At 43.7% G+C, this 17,916-nt stretch carries 16 protein-coding genes; 6 read left to right on the plus strand and 10 right to left on the minus strand.

The window, feature by feature from the left end:
• Positions 1 to 22: 22 nt before the first annotated feature.
• Together HOP08_17270 and HOP08_17275 are read right to left on the minus strand one after the other, a co-directional pair.
• Positions 23 to 1,435, minus strand: coding sequence for an anthranilate synthase component I family protein (locus HOP08_17270; GenBank protein NOT76681.1), 1,413 nt, complete (start codon positions 1,433 to 1,435; stop codon positions 23 to 25).
• A gap of 160 nt (positions 1,436 to 1,595) precedes the next feature.
• A complete protein-coding gene (locus HOP08_17275; protein ID NOT76682.1) occupies positions 1,596 to 1,784 on the minus strand; it encodes a 30S ribosomal protein THX in 189 nt (62 codons plus the stop codon).
• A 176-nt stretch (positions 1,785 to 1,960) separates the two neighbouring features.
• On the opposite strand from HOP08_17275, the gene HOP08_17280 reads away from it, so the two are divergent.
• A complete protein-coding gene (locus HOP08_17280; protein ID NOT76683.1) occupies positions 1,961 to 2,428 on the plus strand; it encodes a hypothetical protein in 468 nt (155 codons plus the stop codon).
• Here HOP08_17280 and HOP08_17285 read toward each other — a convergent pair.
• Together HOP08_17285 and HOP08_17290 are read right to left on the minus strand one after the other, a co-directional pair.
• Positions 2,413 to 4,461, minus strand: a complete 2,049-nt coding sequence (locus HOP08_17285) for a hypothetical protein (protein NOT76684.1) — start codon at positions 4,459 to 4,461, stop codon at positions 2,413 to 2,415. The two genes, HOP08_17280 and HOP08_17285, sit on opposite strands and share 16 nt — an antisense overlap.
• 11 nt (positions 4,462 to 4,472) lie before the next feature.
• Positions 4,473 to 5,012 carry a GNAT family N-acetyltransferase gene (locus HOP08_17290; GenBank protein NOT76685.1) on the minus strand — a complete coding sequence of 180 codons (540 nt, stop codon included), beginning with the start codon at positions 5,010 to 5,012 and terminating at the stop codon, positions 4,473 to 4,475.
• 17 nt (positions 5,013 to 5,029) lie between these two features.
• Between HOP08_17290 and HOP08_17295 the strand changes: the two genes are divergently transcribed.
• Together HOP08_17295 and HOP08_17300 are read left to right on the plus strand one after the other, a co-directional pair.
• A complete protein-coding gene (locus HOP08_17295) occupies positions 5,030 to 5,263 on the plus strand; it encodes a hypothetical protein (protein ID NOT76686.1) in 234 nt (77 codons plus the stop codon).
• An 81-nt stretch (positions 5,264 to 5,344) separates the two neighbouring features.
• A complete protein-coding gene (locus HOP08_17300) occupies positions 5,345 to 6,052 on the plus strand; it encodes a YebC/PmpR family DNA-binding transcriptional regulator (GenBank protein ID NOT76687.1) in 708 nt (235 codons plus the stop codon).
• Between the two features lie 9 nt (positions 6,053 to 6,061).
• On the opposite strand, the gene HOP08_17305 is transcribed toward HOP08_17300, so the two are convergent.
• Both HOP08_17305 and HOP08_17310 read right to left on the minus strand, forming a co-directional pair.
• Entirely contained in the window at positions 6,062 to 6,778 is a 717-nt protein-coding gene (locus tag HOP08_17305; GenBank protein ID NOT76688.1) for a DUF2807 domain-containing protein, read from the minus strand.
• A 47-nt stretch (positions 6,779 to 6,825) separates the two neighbouring features.
• A complete protein-coding gene (locus HOP08_17310) occupies positions 6,826 to 8,808 on the minus strand; it encodes a sulfatase-like hydrolase/transferase (GenBank protein ID NOT76689.1) in 1,983 nt (660 codons plus the stop codon).
• A gap of 152 nt (positions 8,809 to 8,960) precedes the next feature.
• On the opposite strand from HOP08_17310, the gene HOP08_17315 reads away from it, so the two are divergent.
• On the plus strand, positions 8,961 to 9,845 hold the full coding sequence (locus HOP08_17315; GenBank protein ID NOT76690.1) for an outer membrane beta-barrel protein: 885 nt from the start codon (positions 8,961 to 8,963) through the stop codon (positions 9,843 to 9,845).
• A gap of 79 nt (positions 9,846 to 9,924) precedes the next feature.
• Positions 9,925 to 11,193, plus strand: a complete 1,269-nt coding sequence (locus HOP08_17320) for an MFS transporter (GenBank protein NOT76691.1) — start codon at positions 9,925 to 9,927, stop codon at positions 11,191 to 11,193.
• Between the two features lie 75 nt (positions 11,194 to 11,268).
• Here the strand turns inward: HOP08_17320 and HOP08_17325 are convergent, their stop codons facing one another.
• On the minus strand, positions 11,269 to 13,197 hold the full coding sequence (locus HOP08_17325) for a hypothetical protein (protein NOT76692.1): 1,929 nt from the start codon (positions 13,195 to 13,197) through the stop codon (positions 11,269 to 11,271).
• 193 nt (positions 13,198 to 13,390) lie between these two features.
• On the opposite strand from HOP08_17325, the gene HOP08_17330 reads away from it, so the two are divergent.
• Positions 13,391 to 13,858 (plus strand): hypothetical protein, encoded by a 468-nt coding sequence (locus tag HOP08_17330; GenBank protein NOT76693.1) that lies wholly within the window; start codon positions 13,391 to 13,393, stop codon positions 13,856 to 13,858.
• 12 nt (positions 13,859 to 13,870) lie between these two features.
• On the opposite strand, the gene HOP08_17335 is transcribed toward HOP08_17330, so the two are convergent.
• The 3 genes from HOP08_17335 to HOP08_17345 all read right to left on the minus strand — a co-directional run bounded on the left by HOP08_17335 (position 13,871) and on the right by HOP08_17345 (position 17,895).
• On the minus strand, positions 13,871 to 14,305 hold the full coding sequence (locus HOP08_17335) for a hypothetical protein (GenBank protein NOT76694.1): 435 nt from the start codon (positions 14,303 to 14,305) through the stop codon (positions 13,871 to 13,873).
• A gap of 11 nt (positions 14,306 to 14,316) precedes the next feature.
• Positions 14,317 to 17,034 carry a T9SS type A sorting domain-containing protein gene (locus HOP08_17340; GenBank protein NOT76695.1) on the minus strand — a complete coding sequence of 906 codons (2,718 nt, stop codon included), beginning with the start codon at positions 17,032 to 17,034 and terminating at the stop codon, positions 14,317 to 14,319.
• 114 nt (positions 17,035 to 17,148) lie between these two features.
• Positions 17,149 to 17,895, minus strand: coding sequence for a response regulator transcription factor (locus tag HOP08_17345; protein ID NOT76696.1), 747 nt, complete (start codon positions 17,893 to 17,895; stop codon positions 17,149 to 17,151).
• Positions 17,896 to 17,916: the final 21 nt, after the last annotated feature.

The raw sequence follows: 17,916 nt of genomic DNA on the forward strand, positions 1-17,916 counted from the left end.
TTATATTTCTCTTCTCTATTCCTTAAATTCCTTCAGCCATGGTGATGGCTCTTCTCAATGCCTCTAGTTTATTATTAACTTCCTGCAGTTCACTTGCCGGAATTGATTTGGCCACAACCCCTGCTCCTGCCTGGCATATAAGCTTGTTATCCTTACTCAAAAATGTTCTGATCATGATCGCGTGATTGAAATCGCCGTTGAATCCCAGGAACCCTATCGCACCACCATAAAAGCTGCGATTAATATTCTCATACTTGTTAATGAGCGTCATTGCCTGATGCTTAGGTGCGCCTGACAACGTTCCTGCCGGAAAAGTATCAGCCGCAAGCTTTAAAGGCGATTTCCCTCTTCTTAAAGTGCCCGATACCTTTGACACCAAATGAATAACGTGTGAATAATACTGTATCTCCTTAAATACTTCTACCGTCACTTCATCTGAATCTCTTGCTAGATCATTTCTCGCAAGATCCACTAACATCACATGTTCAGCATTTTCTTTTTCATCCTTTGATAGTCTTGCTGCCAGTTCAGAATCTTCCTTGTCATTTCCAGATCTTCTGAAAGTCCCAGCGATGGGGAAGATATTCGCTACACCGCCTTTGATCTGAATCTGGGCCTCCGGTGAAGATCCAAATATCTTGAAGCTTCCGTAATCAAAATAAAAAAGATAAGGTGATGGATTGATCGAACGTAAAGCACGATACACATTGAACTCATCTCCCTTAAATTCTGTCACAAATCTCCTGGAAAGAACTATCTGAAATACATCTCCACGAAAACAGTGCTTTCTCCCTTCTCCAATCATTTGAAGAAACTCCTCATCTGTAACATTGGAAGTTTCTTTTTTTGTTGATTCAAATGGAAATGTTGAAAAGCGATTACTGTAAATGATCTTCTCCAGTTTTTCCAATCCATCTTTCTTGCCGTCAGAATCATTTTCTACTTCAGGAGTATGTTCGAAAAGTGTCAGCTCATTTGAAAAATGATCAACAATGATGACGTAGCGATAAACCTTGTAAAGAATATCAGGCACAAGTCTTTCCGAAATTTCCAGGTTCACATCTTCAAAATACCGAACTGCATCGTACACCATATAACCAAACAATCCAGCAGACGCATACTTTTGTTGTGATTGATCTGCATCAAAGGAAAGTCTGAATTGATCCAGACTGCTCAATACCTGATCGCGCGAATCAATTTTAATCTTTGTAATAGTGTGATCCGGGAATTTCATTTCAATCATTTCATCCCTCACCTGGAATGAGGCAATCGGGTCACAGCAAATGAAAGAGAGACTGTTCTCATGACCATGGTAATCCGAGCTTTCCAGAAGAATGCTTCCCGCAAACACATCACGTAATTTGAGATAGATATTTACAGGCGTGAGCGTGTCCGCCAAAAGTTTCTTTGATTGTGTTGTCAGTTTATACTTCATGTTTCTCAATTCAATGTCAATAAATAAAAAACCCGCCCCGATTATATCGGAGCGGGTCTTAGTTAGAAAATTTCTTTATAGAAAGTTTATACCACAGCCATACACCGATCGAAATTCGAACGATGCCACCACCATGCTGTTGTATTGATATTCTTCATGATTATTCTGCCGCTTCTTTCTTGCGAGGAGCACGTTTTGCCTTAGGCTTTTCTTCTACTGCTGCAGCACTTGCTGGCTTGGTAGAAGTAACTCTTTTCAATCTTGCCTTGATAGCCTTCTTGTTTCTGGATACACCGTATGAACCGTTCCAGACTTTACCTTTCTTTGATTTTCTGTCTCCCCTACCCATTGTTTTAAAATTATTAATATTCCGGCAAGTATAGTCAGAGGGAACAAATTAACAAAATCATTGTTTTCATTAATGACAGAAATAGCTCAAATAGCCTCCAAATCGTCATTCATAACTAATTGATGCTTATCGGTCTATCTGTTAATTTGGAACCCGGTAACGATTCACCTTTCAATATGGCAACTCCTTCACTCCAAATCATCCAGGCAATCCGGACCGTCGCTCAAAAACTTGAGGTTAGTTCAAACTATCAGTGGGGACATATGGGAGTCTGCAACTGCGGATTCCTTGCCCAGGAAGTGACGAAGCTTACGAAAGAAGAAATTCATGGACGCGCAATGCAGCGTCACGGGGACTGGAGTGAGCAACTCAATGACTATTGCCCTACCAGCGGACTGCCAATGGATGATGTCATATCTGAATTGATCGCATTTGGATTTGAATCCGATGACCTCAAGCATCTTGAAAGACTTTCTGATCAGAATATTCTCATCACACTCCCCTTTGAAGAGCGAAATCTTCAATTCAACATTAAAAGCGATGTTGTAAAATATATGAGAACATGGGCAAACCTCCTTGATGAGGATCTGGTAAGAAATATCAGAATTCCTTCTTACAAAGAAATCAATCAGTTGATTGACTGAAGGGCAGCTTCGATTGCATATTGAATATCCGAATTTGAGTTCTCTGATTTCAACTTAAGCAACGAAGGCTCTGCTGACCTGGCTAACGGCCCCAACTTGCCGAGAATCACAACAATTTTATACCGAAGTCCGCCGTCATGAATCGTCGTTTTGTTGAGGAGCTTTATCAAAGGAGCCACCGACGGTTTTCCAATCTCGAGCAATGCCGCCGTGGCATGCTCCGATTCATCATAATTATAACTCATCAATTTTGAAGTCATATAGTCAATCGCCGCTGGCTGTTGCGATTTAATATGACCTAAGATAGCCATCGCAAGAACCTGGATCTCCGTCATCGTCTCCTTGTCATTGATACTGCGCTTCGAAAGCAATGAAATGATCGTCGACTCAATTGGCTTAGGTCTGTCCCCCATCTGAAAAAGAAGTTTCATTACTCTTAATTGCTCTTTCAGATCACTTCCCTTCAATATCTGATCCGCCTGACTGATTGAAGTGATCACCCCCGGAACAGGGATATTGTTGGCTACACAAAATCTGATCCTGTCCTCCTGCTGATTTTTATAAGGAGTTTTCATAGCATACTCTGAGAACTTATCCTTACACCGATTCACCAGAAGCTTCAGGTCTCTTGCGGGATATTCTTTTACAATCTTTTTATTTCTGTCCTCATCATCTGTCAATTCGAACGACCGGGCAAAATCATAAAGATGCTCATGCGATTTTTCATCAGAGTGCTTGTTGAAGAAATCCGCGATCCATTCCATGATCATCGTCTTTTTAGCCGGATCATCCTCATCGAGATAAAGATCCGCCAGCTCATGATAAACCTTGCCTGCGGTATAAGTATCGAGCGTCAGGAAGGGAGCATATTTAGGATATACATATTCCCGCAATGAAGTGCCATACCTCAGGCCTGACATCATATTCAGAAATGCCTGATTCATACTGATTGCTTTGGGCAAACCCATCTTACCGTCTGACACCAGCTTGAAGTAAGTATCAATTCTTTCCTGAGATTCATCTGCAGAAGATTTCGACTTACCCAACAAGTATCCGACGTACGTTGAAAGATAGCTGCTGGTCTTCATCATGGTATGAAGTCCAACCTTCCAATCACGGGCATCAATAACACTGTCTCTGGCTGCGAACTTTATTATATTGAATGCGCGGTCATCCAGCGACGGAAACGCAATAGTATCCAATGTTGAGAGCAGGAAAGTTTCATACTCAGGATGAATGATCTTATACCGGTTAAAATAATACATCACTTCAAAATGAATCTCGCCGCATTTATTAATGAATGGGATCTTCATCGCCTCATGAGCAATGTGAGACACTTTTTCATCCGTTGACAAGTCATTCAGCTTGACCTGAAATTCCTTCATCCTGGAGGCACATATCTCATCCATCGATTTTTGATTCACTGGTTCTGCCTTTACAGGTGCTGGCTTAATACTAATAGTGAGATCCTCGGGAGTTTCATCCTGCTCATTCAGGGGAAATAACATCTTGAGATTCCGGGTGATCTTTATTCTTCCTGAAAAGCTTACCAATATCTCCCCTGTCGTTACATCGATCAATCGTGCACTGATGTCTACATAGGTCTTCAGCTTTGTGTAGGTTCCAGAAAACAATGCATCAATGGGCACAAGCTTACCAATCTTTTGTGCCGCTTCCGGCAACATCAGGTCGGATAACATTAACTCATCCTCTTTTAGTATGGCATCCAGTCTCTTGCGTTCGAATATCTTATACTTGCTGGGGTTCTCACTCAGCTTTGCTGTAATCGATTCAGTAACGTAGTCTCCAAAAAGATGAGAGCTTTTTGATCGTGTGTTTCCCAATGGAACAATGGCCAATCGCAGAGGCTGACTTGACGCATGGGCATTCTCAAGTCTTGTTGCCAGATCTTTGATAACCACTGTAAAGTCCTTTGCTTTCTGAGCAAATACCGATTCGCTATAGATCATCAGTATAAAAAGAGCCGAGAGTCTTAATCCTGAGCAAATAGCAACTTTAAAAAATCCAGTCATCTGTTGGGGTGTTACAGTGGCAACTTATATAAAAAGCAATCCTTGGGCTCACTATTCTGATTAATAAACTTAAACCATTTCTCAAGCCGTGCCTCTTCTACAAGGCCTGACTTTAAAAGGACTTTTGAAGATGCCACATTTTCAACATCCACAAAAGTGCTGATCCTGTAAACCTCCGGCACAGTGCGCACGACCTGCATTAATTTTCTACAAACCTCTGTGGCAAAACCCATCCCCCAGTGCGTCGGACTGAGGATATAACCAAACTGGACTTTGCCCTCATCATTAAGAATGCCGCAGCTTCCAATGAACCTGTGGTTCTTCTTCAACCGGATACCATAAGAATAGTCTGTACCAGCGCTCCATCCACTCACCGCATACTTTAAAAAAGTCCGTGTATCTTCGAGATTGTTATGGGTTGGCCACGACATGAATTTCGTTGCCTCCGCCTTGCTTGCATAGGTATAGAAAATTTCTTCGGCTTCTTCGTATTTTAAGCGCGCTAAGATGAGTCGATCTGTTTCGATCCGTTCCGGCAAGGACAGTTTCACGTACTAATTTTTTTCTAATGGGTTCAAATATCGTTCATCAGTACTTCAAAAAAGAGATAGAAGGTGCAAAAATCATCGTAAAGGTGAATCCCATTCAGCTAAAAGGCACTGAAATCACAATATTCAGCGACGGAAAAATTGAAAGCCGCGATCTTGAATTTGATGAACAGATTTTCGATGACCTCAAAGAAGATGCTTTTACAGAAGCCAGTCCTCTCGAATTCAATCTTTATTACTCCGGATTGGCCTGATTACATCATTTCACCCTGCTATTTTCTTATTCCAAACAGGCCGTTATTTTTACACCCTGATTGACTTGATCGATTACTACTATGGGACGCGTATTTGAAAAACGTAAGCACAAAATGTTCGCCCGGTTTGACCGGATGGCTAAAGGATTTACCCGCATTGGAAAAGACATTGCCATTGCCGTAAAGCTGGGAGGAGCTAACCCTGACAATAATCCTCGTCTGCGGATGGCGATTCAAAACGCCAAAGGTATCAACATGCCGAAGGACCGCGTTGAGAATGCTATCAAGCGCGCTTCTTCAAAAGAAGAAAAAGATTTCCAGGAAGTAATCTATGAAGGATATGCACCTCACGGTGTACCAGTGGTAGTAGAGTGTGCCACTGACAATCCCACCAGAACAGTAGCCAACATGCGCGTGCGATTCTCCAAGAATGGCGGCACTATGGGAAACTCCGGTTCTGTTGCCTTCATGTTTGAACGCAAGGGCGTATTCAAATTTGATCCCGCAAAGCTTAATCTTGACGAGCTCGAACTGGATCTTATCGATGGCGGCGCAGAAGACATTCAGAAGGATGAAGAAGAAACCATCATCTATACCAAATTCACAGAGTTTGGACACATGCAGAAATTCCTTGAGTCAAGGAACCTGATTCCTAAAAGCTCAGAATTGCAATTCATTCCCAACACAACAAAAGAGCTAAGCGAAGCTGAGCAGGATGAGGTGATGGAATGCGTTACGGCTCTTGAAGAAGATGATGATGTACAAACTGTATATCACAATCTGGCGTAATCTTAGTCATTACTCCGATTTTACCATCCCTGCGCCACTCACTGTTGCGTTGAGTAAAGGATTGCCTTTATAGTAAATGATCCCTGCTCCGCTTGCGTTTGCTTTTAGTGACTGCGATGCAAATACGCTGATCTTCCCAGCACCGGAAGCATCCGCATCCACTACCATCGCATTCATGGCATAGGCAGACAGTTCCGAAGCTCCTGAAATTTTTGCATCCATAGCATCTGTCTTTCCAGAGAGCGTAAGCTTTGACGCACCCGATAAATTAATGGTTGATTTCTTAGACTCTATATTCAATTGAGCAATCGCAGCACCCGACAGGATTATATCCATATTGTCCGCATCCTTAAAACCACTCATCGTGGTGTTGCTTGCTCCCGATAAGCTCGCACCTGCCAATGCAGGCATCGTGATCGTAATGTATGTCGTGTGCTCATGCGAACGATTATCCGTGTACCGGATATTCAGTGTGGATCCAACCTTTATAACACCGAGATCATCCAGATTTCGTCTGTCTCCCCTGACAAGAATTGAAAACACCGGACTCTGCTGAACAGTAATCACAAACGAGTATCCGATATCAAGGCGATCAAAATCCTGGAGGACATAATTCTTTTCTTCGCTTTGAAGAGGTCCCGGATCTTCTTCATGAACGCAGGAAACCTGCATCATTAGCAAAGTCAGAAAAAGGGCTGAAATTCGTAAGAATGTAAATTTTTTCATACGCATGGGGTTAGTTATGCGTATGACAACTAAAGGAGAACTAACCCCTATTCCATTTTCTTAATTCCCGGAGATTGCGGTCCCTCGATGGTGAGATTATCATCTACCATCCGGTTATTGTATTGCTGGATGAATGCCTTGAGCTGACCCTCCATCACCCTTACCGTATCCGGAAGTTTGGAAAGAAGGTTCTCCTTTAGGAACTTATCGTTCCTGAAATCATAGAGACTCATCGTCTTTGTCCCATCAAACTGCAACAGGTAATTTCCACGAAAGGCCTGATAGGTATTATCAAGATAATTAAAAGCAAAGGGCTTTGTCTTGTCATGGAAAATATCCCTGCCAAAAGCTATGTACGATTTATCATAATGAAGCATTCCCAACACGGTCGGCATGATGTCCACCTGCTGGATGATCTCCTGCTTGAAGCTGTGATCATTACCTGAAGGCTGGAAGAAGAAAATAGGAATTGAAAAATAACCCCATGCCGTATTGTATTCGGGGACTTTGATCTGAGCAGAGGCATGATCGGCAGAAATCACAAAGACCGTGTTTTTATACCACGGCATCTTAGAAGCCTTCTGGAAAAACTTTTTTAAGGAATAATCTGTGTACTCAATAAGCTTGTAAATACTCATATCCCCTTCTTTGAACGTTCCCTTGAATTCATCCGGAAGATTATAAGGATGATGTGATGACACCGAAAAGAAGTTTGTATAAAAGGGCTCTTTAAATGTATTCATCTTGTCAGCATAGAACTGCAGGAACTTATGATCCCAGATTCCCCAGATGCCATCATAGTCGTCATTGTTGTTGTATTCATCCTTTCCAAAATAATCATCAAAGCCGCAGAGGTTGGCAAACGCCTGAAAGCCCATGGACCCATTCGGGGCACCATGAAAAAATGAAGTATAATAACCCTTCTCTTTCAACAGGCCTGGCAGACTATTGATCTTATTGCCGGAATAATGAGACAATACATACGGAACTTCAATGGAGGGAATGCTGCAGATCACAGAGGGCATTGCATCAATGGATTTCCTTCCATTGGCAAACGAATACTGATAGGCTTGCGATTGTCCGATCAATGAATCCAGGAAAGGTGTATACCCTTTATACGTTCCATTGTTAAGGTCGCGATTGTAGATTCCAAAAAATTCTTTTGAGAAACTTTCAAGAATGATCACCACAACGTTCTTCGGTTGAAAGGACGAACTATCTTCCCTAACATGAAGCGTGGGAAATAACTGATCGGCTTCCTCCTGTGAATAATAGTTCACACGCTGTATCACAGGAGTCTTCGCAGTGCGAAGAATTGCAAACGGCGTATTCAGCACAAGGTTGATATCCTTTGGATGCGTTGCATACTGTGCAGCATTGCTCAACGTAATAGGACGCGTGCTTTCTCCAAAGCCTCCCCTCATCCCGGCGATCACCAATCCAACGATCAGCAGCATCGCCACCACTCCTGAAAAATAATATGCTGTCCTGTTCTTTACCTGCGGCCCGTCAATCCTGATCAGGCCAAACAACTTTGTCATGATAAAGACCAGCACCGCCCAGAAAATCAAAGCGTACCAGTAATCCAGAAGAAACTGAAAGATGAGACTTCCAATGTTCTGCTCATTCTCGAATTGCCGAAGCACACTCAACGTTGTTCTTCTCAGTGTGTATTGATAATACAGCGTATCGGAAATGTTCATCGCCAGTCCGATGGAATTCACAATGAGAAAAAGATATTTCAGTACTTTCTGATAGCCTTTCCGGAAACGGAAATCAAATGGGATGATCAACAACAGGAAGAAAAGTGAATTCAGATAAAGAAGTGCTGACAGATCAAAGCGCAATCCACCCAGCATGATCTTTCCAAATCTGCTGAAGGTCATGTCTGGGAAGAACTCAGCATTATAGAAGTAAAAGCTGACCCTGCATAACATATATATGCTCATCATCAGCAAAAGAGAGAGGGCAAGAGCGACATAAATGTTTCCCTTTAACCGGAACCCTTCTGCCAGCCTCTTAAACATCATTATCATGCGATATCCCTTGAAAAAGCGCAAAATACTGCATGCCTTGTTAAGTATATCGCTCAATAGCGATTTTGTCTTAGTTTTGTAGATACGGCCTTTGTGAGGAGACAGCAGTGTGTTGTATTTTGGTCCGTTTGACTTAAACCTGGTTCATGAGGAAACTCGTGTTTTGTGCTGTCCTGGCGATTTCTATACAAGATCTCTATTCTCAGAATACTGAGTCATTTGGGATTTTTGGCGGGTTCAACGTCCCCATCACAATTGATAAAGGCCTCGAAAAGGATCCCCGTTATCGTTCAAAATTCGAGATTCGTGGAACGCCCATAGGATTTCACTATGGCTACGACCGGCCAGGATTTGGCTATGTGATTTCTCCCAGCTTCCTCAAGATCGGTCAAACGTATACGATCCTTAATGCTACCGGCGGTGATGTTGGCACACGCGACATCTCTATGAATTATTTCAGTCTGCCACTCGCACTGAAGTTTCACCTCAATGATCTTTCTTTCTTCCGACTCAGTCTTCTTGCAGCGGCGGATTTTTGTTTCCTGCTGGATGGAACAGAAACAATCAACAATAGTGCAGCGAAACTAAGATATCCTTCAGGCGTTACTGTTCCGGATGGATATACTGTTGCATATGATGGTGTGTTCGTTCCTGCTATTTCCAATCAGGTGTACGTTTCAAAAGATAAGTTCAATTCCTTCCAGCTGTTCGGTGCGATTGGCATGCGTGCAGATCTCGACCTCAGTGACAACTGGAGTGTAATGGTGGATGGTCGCGCAAACTTCTCATTGTTTGACCCTCGCAGCAAAGCCTATCTTGATCAGCTATCAACTCCTTCCGGTGGACCTGATATCAATGGAAATACCGCTGCTCCTGATCTCTATGGTCAGCGCCGGGATGTTTTTCTTTCTGTAACGTTCGGGGTTTCAAGGATCATCCAAACCAAAGCCAAGTTCAAAGAGCGGCATACTGCTCCACTTCCCAAGGTGAATTATTCCAAGACCGTCGGAGGCAAGAAGCCTAAGAAATAATAAAGTATCTGGTGAGCCTACTGCTTGCTTTGGTTAATTTACTTTCAATCAGGGCACAATTATTTTAGTTGCAGTATTCATGAAAGTTGCAGCCCTCAAGGCATTTCAAAGCAGAAACTACAGACTATACTTTTCAGGACAATCCATTTCTCTTATTGGAACGTGGATGCAGCGAACAGCAGTTTACTGGCTGATCTATGAAAAGACCGGCTCTTCCGTAATGCTGGGCATCGCTGTATTCGCGGCACAGTTTCCTTCATTTCTTCTTTCCATCTTCGGTGGCGTTATCTCCGATCGTTACAATCGCTACCGCGTTTTATTAATCACGCAGATCGCTTCCCTCCTTCAGGCGATCACGCTCACGCTACTCGTACTTTCCAATCATTATGAAGTCTGGCATATTCTGGTATTGAGTGTTATCCTCGGTGCTATCAACGCATTTGATGTACCGGCAAGACAATCAATGGTATATGATATGGTGGACAGCAAGGAAAATGTTCCCAATGCAATCGCTTTGAATTCATCGATGGTCCACCTTGCGCGATTGGTGGGTCCTGCTCTGTCCGGAATTGTGCTCGAAAATCTTGGAGCACCTGTTTGTTTCATGATCAATTCTTTCAGCTTCATTGCCGTCATCACCTCCCTTCTGTTTTTAAGATTGCCGGTCTATAAAAAACCGGAGCGGATCAGCAATGCGATCACAGATCTGAAGAATGGCTTCAATTACCTGAAAGAAACTCCTTCCATCAGCAAAGTCATGCTCATGCTGGCGTTGATCAGTTTGTTATCATTGCCTTACATAACATTGCTTCCGGTATATGCAAAGGAGATATTCCTTGGCAGTGCCACAACGTTTGGTTTCCTCAACAGCCTGATTGGATTAGGTGCATTGAGCGGTGCACTTTTCCTGGCATCACTGAAGCCCGGCACAGATCTTAAGAAAGTATTATTTGTTAATACAATTATCTTCGGCATCGGGCTGGCGGCATTCTCTCATCTTACCAGCATCACACTGGCAATACCCTTCCTGATCATGACAGGTTTTGGAATGATGTCACAGACTACGATCAGCAACACATTGATACAACTTGCTGTTGCTCCTTCTATGCGCGGACGTGTGATCAGTTATTATGCAATGGCATTCTTTGGCATGCAGCCGATCGGAAGTTTAATGATCGGGTGGTTGTCACACAATGCTGGAACACCCAACACGCTGTTCATCCAGGGAATGATCACCATCACGATCGCACTTACGTTCATGCCTTTCCTGAGAAGCCGCGGATTAAAATCAAAGGACAAGATGAAGATGGATCAGCTGGAAGAGCGATCCGTGGAAGTGACGGGGTAATTCAGAATAAAATACTAATCCATAAAAAAAGCTGCCCGGACTATGGGCAGCTTTATACCTAGACAAAGACTTAGCTTATGGCAGAACTGTAAATTGTATCTCCGGATTATGGGCGATCATACCATTCACCGTGACAGTGATAGGTCCTGACACTGCTCCGGGAGGAACGATAACTTCCAGTCTGTTTGGCGAACTCGAAATTACAGGAGCAAACACATTACCGAATCGCACAACATTCTCAAATGGAAGCACGCTGAAATTTACTCCATTGATCACCACGCGTGTTCCGGGTACATTGGGTGCTTGCGCAACCCCGCTCGTCGGCTGAACATTTATTACAAATGGCGGCGGAACAATGAAATGAAAATCCATACCCGACATAATTGTGACATTGTTCACAATTACTGATATTCTTCCTGACGTTGCAGTGGCCGGAACAATAACGGTTAGTTGTGTTGATGATGCCGTAATAACGGGCGCCATTCCCATCGGACTACCAAAGTAAACTCTGTTTTCTTCACGCACCGGGTTAAAGCCGGTTCCGTTGATCGTTACCATTGTTCCGGAATGGCCCTGAAAAGGCTCGAATGTAATCTGTTCAAGCGGCGGCAATGGGTTAATGGTAAAGTCAGAAGTAGAAACTGCTGATCCTGCCACGTTATCAATAGATATCCTTCCTGACGTTGCACCAGTAGGAACGGTAACGATCACTTGTGAAGAAGATGCAGAAATGACGTTGGCTCTTACACCATTAAACTTCACTGCGTTGCCTAATAAATTTGGAACAAAATCAGATCCGGAGATCGTAACCTGTGATCCCGGAGTACCTGCCATCGGAGCAAATGAACTGATCGACGGAGCAACCGATACAATAAAGTCAATTAAAGAAGTAGATGTTCTTCCATTGCCACTGATTGTGATCTTGCCGGTAGTAGCACCTGCAGGAACAATGGCAATAATTTCATTCTCAGAAACAAAGGTCAGCTCTGCACGGATGCCATTGAATTTCACTTCATGGCAATTTGATTTTTTATCGGTGTATTGAAACCCGCCAATGTTATCACCACGCAATGTTACCTGTGCTCCTGCTGTTGCAGCGGCCGGAGAGAATGATCTGATCTCCGGTATGATAATGGGTGGACCCATAGCTGTGAATCCATTGATCGTCACTGTGACCGGACCAGATGTTGCGTTGGCAGGAAGTGTTGTAACAAGTTCATAGAAAGATGAAGCGGTTACGATCGCCGGAACACCATTGAACTTTACCTCATTCATAGAAGGGATCATATGGAAATTCTCACCACGGATGATGAAATTCTCGCACGTGGATCTCCATCCTGAAATGACAGATTCATTCATAGGCCTCACCATGAAATCTCTTGTTGAGAGCACAGTGGTGCCTGCAGACGTAACAGATATTTTTCCAGGAGTTGCCCCAATAGGTACCGTTACGATAATTGTGGTAGCAGAAGAAGAAACAACACGCGCGGGTGTGCCGTTGAATTTTACTTCCGGAGCATTAAATGCAGCTCCATTGATATAGACCATTGTTCCCTGACCTCCATCACGTGGTGCAAACCCTGTTGATGGATTGAATGAATTGATGATGGGTACCGGAGACGATGTATTGATAACAAAGTCAGTAGCGGATACAGAGGTAACACCATTTACGGTTATGGAGATCTTTCCGGTGGTTGCTTCCTCAGGAACCGTCGTTGTGAGTTCTGTTGTTGTTGAAGCCGTTACGTTTGCGAGTGTACCATTGAATTTTACAATGTTCTCGGATGGAACAGGACTAAAATTGGATCCTTTGATGGTAAGGGACGCTCCTGCGCTGGCAGTAGTTACTCCGGGAGCACCATCGGCGTCAGCCAACGCTTCGATCTTGGGTGTCGGGCTCACTGCTTCATTTTTCTTGCAAGAGGTAAGCTGCAACAGGGAAATAAAGAGCAGACTGACCGTGACTACATTCAACATTCTTCTGATTCTCATAGATGACTTCATGTTTTTTGTTTTACAATTTTACATTCTTCATGCTCAATGAAATCGCGGCGTAACCGCTTTGATACGGGATTACCCGTGTTTGCAACGTCAGTACCTGAAGTCAGTAAATTATTTTAGAATTACATGGACAGAAAGAACGTATCACGTAATCCGGGGCGGGATAATAAAAGCAAATTCCTAAATTAGTCTTGCTATGACACGCTTCATTCCATGCATTGCCATCCTGATTGCACTGACTTCCTGTGCGCAACGGGAGTTATCAGAAAAAGAAAAGCAGGAAGTTATCAGCTCGGCACGCGAAGCGCTTGATGACTATTACCGGGACATTAAAAAGTCAGGATTAACAGGAGAATTAGCACATCTGGACAGCTCAGCCGAGTTCTTCTGGACACCGCCTGGATATGACCATCCCATCTCCTACGACACCGTCGCACATATATTAAGGAGTGCAGCTCCCCAATATTCCTTAGTAGAGAACTCTTTCGACACCCTTCGCATCATTCCACTAAGCCGCGAGCTTGCTTCTTATTCCGCAAAGGTGCGCTCAAGAATGGTTGATACTGCGGGCAATGTTACCAATCTTCATCTTATCGAAACGGGAGTATTGATCCGGCGTAACCGGTGGAAACTTCTCCATGGCCAAACCTCCATCATTCCCTGAATTTTTCTTCAGCTATTTCACAAAGCTGAAGATATGATTACCCCTTAGCGACGACACCCTTCCCTGCTGATAAGTACCTGTCCATGCAAACGACAACTTCAATGAAGCATCTGTCAATTCCACGACCGTGATCTCTACCCCATCGCTTCTTGTAATGATGGTTGCGTCTGCTCCTGCAAAAGCCCACGTCCCGCTTGCCGGCCATACAAAGCCGCCATTGGTAGTAGTGTATTCACTTGCGCTGAATGTTAATGTCATACTCGCGTGTTGTGCTGTACGATCAACGCCATCAATGGTAACCGCATTGACTTTCCAGCCGCTTGCAGTAAGTGCTTTTGTTCTGACGTCCAGTGCAGAGGGACCATTGTCCTTGCAACCGGATATCGATAACATCCCAATAGTAACAATGGCGATTAATATAGTAGTATAAACTTTTGTGATCTTCATCTCAATTGATTTTAAAGTGATTTAATAAATGCCTTCACAACACGATTTTGTCCCTGCTGAACAATGACCCTGTATTGACCCGCTGTATAATGGCGAACATCCAACGCTACCTGCTGACCACCGCTTCCCTGTGCGCTCTGAATATTTCTTCCCAGTATATCAATCACTGAGATGGCTACAGGAACATCGGTTTCAAATCCTGAAAGATCCAACATCAATTCAGAGCGGGTTGGATTCGGATAGACCACCAGAGGAGTTTTTATCAGCGGCTCCAGTCCCGTGACAATAAATGATAATGGATTTGAGAATGTACTCGGACAACCATTGACTGATGCGATCACTCTGTAGACACCTTCCTGAGCAACGGTGTATGTCTGCGCGGTCGCCGATCCAATTGCAGTGAAATTTAAATACCATTGATTTCCGGCAGAGGCACTTGACGTAAGAACGGGTGCCATGATATTAGCCGTGTTGGCAGTGATGGAAGGCTGAGGCGGCGGCCAAAAAACAATTGCACCATTCTTTGGATATTGTCCGGTGAGTCCGCTGAGATCTTTTTTGGTTACGATTACATTGGTGGAAGGATCATACTCAAAAATTTGTCCGGTACTGCTGGAGCCACCATCCTGGGTACTGCCATATAACTTACCATTACATCCCACTGCCATCCTGCCGAAAGAAAAGCCAAAATTATTTCCAGAGGCAACATCAAATTTCTTGGTGAATACATTGGTCGCCAGGTCATACTCATACAATATCCCACCATCATTTAAGCCACCTTCTTCGGTGAAGCCATATAACTTCTGGTTGCGTGATATCGTGAGGCCCCGTGAAGGATATGCTGAAGCTAAAGTAAAGTCATACTTCTTTGTGTACACGTTCGTCGCCGGGTCATACTCAAAGAGTATCCCCACATTGTTAACACCTCCTTCTTTTAATGTACCATAGAGCTTACCATTTGCTGCGAGTTCCAGTTTTAATCCGGGATTATAACCCAGTGCATCACTGAAATTATATTTAACAGTGTACACACCGGACAGATCATATTCAAAGATGGTTCCTCTGTTGTTGGCACCATCGGTGTTGGTCACTCCATACAATTTACCATTGAATGCCTGCACAAGTTGTCCGCGTGGGCGTGATCCTTTGGTTCCAAAGAAATCTACCTTCTTTGTGTACACTCCTGTAACAGGATCAAACTCGAAGAGAACACCCGTTCCGTTTGTTCCACCGAGACTTGTGGTTCCATAGATCTTATTGTTATTCGCCAGCATCAGGCTATTACCTCCGGGGCCATCTCCATTCGTAACATCGAAGCTGAATTTTATAGAATACAAACTGGTAACAGGATCAAATTCATACAAGAGACCGGAGCCGTTGTTCAAGGCAACTCCCCCCTGGGTAAGCATTCCATAAATCTTGTTATTGGCAACGATCACACCACCATCAGGGTAATATCCTTTCTCAGTATTCTTAAAATGAATTCTTTTATAATTGGTTGTTACAAGGTCATACTCAAACAGCACGCCTGAACTAGTTGAGGGTGAACCTCCGTTGATGGTCATGCCATACACTTTTCCATTGGAAGCAATCATCGGACTTCCGGGCGGATTCACACCGTTGAGATTCACTCCGAAGTTGTATTTTCTAGTGTATGTGTTACCGGCGACATCGTACTCAAACAATACTCCTCCATTGCCAGAACCGCCGGCATAGGTAAGACCATACAATTTTCCACTGCCTGCCAGAAACAGACTACCATAGGGAAGACTTCCTTCTGCGGATGACATATCAATCTTCTTGGTATAAGTATTTGTAGCAGGATCAAATTCGAATAAGACACCAACACTGTTGGCACCACCGTTGAAAGTCATTCCGTAAAGTTTTCCATTTGCTGCACTTGTGAGACTACCCTGAGGGCTAACGCCATTTGCATTCGCCATATCAACTCTCTTGGTATAGACATTACCCGTTGGATTGAATTCAAATACAGTACCCAGGTTATTTGTTCCGCCTCTCAATGTCATTCCGTAAAGTTTTCCGTTAGATGCAAGCGTTAAGCTTCCAAAGGGTTCGGTACCATCAGCTCCGGAAGGTGTAAAGTCATGTCGCTTGGTGAGTGTGTTGGTTGTAATATCAAACTCAAACATTGAACCGCTATTGAACAGACCTCCGAGATTGGCCATCCCATAGATCTTTCCATTGGCAGTCTGGATCAGATTACCCGTGGGACCCGCACCATCATTGGCTCCAGTGAAGTCAAACTTCTTTGTGAATACATTTGTCGTGATGTCATATTCAAATATTATCCCCTTGTTGTCGGAACCTCCAAAGCGAGTCATCCCATAGAGCTTGCCGTTCGCTGCCTGGAGAAGACTGCCAAAAGGATTTGCTCCATTCGTTCCATTGAAATCAATCTTGTTTTCAAATGCACCGGTAACAGGATCATATTCAAACATCGCTCCGCTGTTGGTATTACCACCTTCCTGCGTCATTCCATACAGCTTACCGTTCGTTGCCTGGATAAGATGTGAATAGTAAGGTCGTGAAGCAGGAATGCTATATGTGAAGTTGTGCTTCACTACATATCCGGTACCATCGGCAGCGGTCTTGTAGATCACACCGATATCGTGAGTACCGCCGCCATACGTAACTCCCCAAAGCTCGCCGACGGTTTGAGCCTTCGCACACGTGCTGATGAAAATGAAAATGAGCAGAATGTTTTTCATAGGTCAGATTGATTTTCCGAAAGAGAATCAATTGAACACTACGAAACCGGAGTGATTTACCCTATAAGGTGAACTCTTTACAAGTGATGGCTGCTGATTTACAAGTGCAAGGGTCTACTTCCTGTTCTCCAGGATCTCAATGACAGAATCTTTCTTGCGCTGTGAAACAGGCACCGAATGTCCGCTGCTGAGAACGAGACTGTCGGTCTTGCGATCAAACATTTTGATGTGTATCGGATTCACAAGACATGAGTGATGTGTGCGGATAAAGCCCATGGGTGCGAGCAACTCTTCATGACTGTGCAGATTGCGCGAGACCAGGATAGGATCACTTTGCTGAAAAAAGAATTGCGTGTACGCTCCTTCTGCCATGCAATAGAGGATGTCGCTCACTTTGATGAAATACGTTGCATCCATGTCTTTCAAAACAATTTGCCGGTCGGGTGCTGCATTTCCGGAAAGGTGCTTCAGCATTATCTCCAGCTGTTTCTGAATATTCTTTGACTGAATATTCTCCGATGCACGATGGAGGCTGATGGCAAGCTCTGCCGGATCAACGGGCTTCATCAGGTAATCGATCGCACTGAATTTAAATGCTTCGATCGCATATTGATTAAAAGCCGTCGTGAAGATCAGTTGAAAATTAATGCCGTTAATACGCTTCAGAAGATCGAATCCTGTGCCGTCATTCATTTCAATATCGAGGAAAACGATGTCGGGTTGGAAGGATGTTATTTTCTGAATGCCTGTCTCTACACCGGATGCTTCTTCTATTTCATACCCCATCGGATTGATCTTATGGATCAGATCGCTGAGCGTCTGTCGGACGTCGGTTTCATTATCGATCAATAAAATCTTCATGATACCCTGGGCGGTTAGGTT

This window comes from Cyclobacteriaceae bacterium, from assembly GCA_013141055.1.
In the GTDB taxonomy this organism is placed as follows: domain Bacteria; phylum Bacteroidota; class Bacteroidia; order Cytophagales; family Cyclobacteriaceae; genus ELB16-189.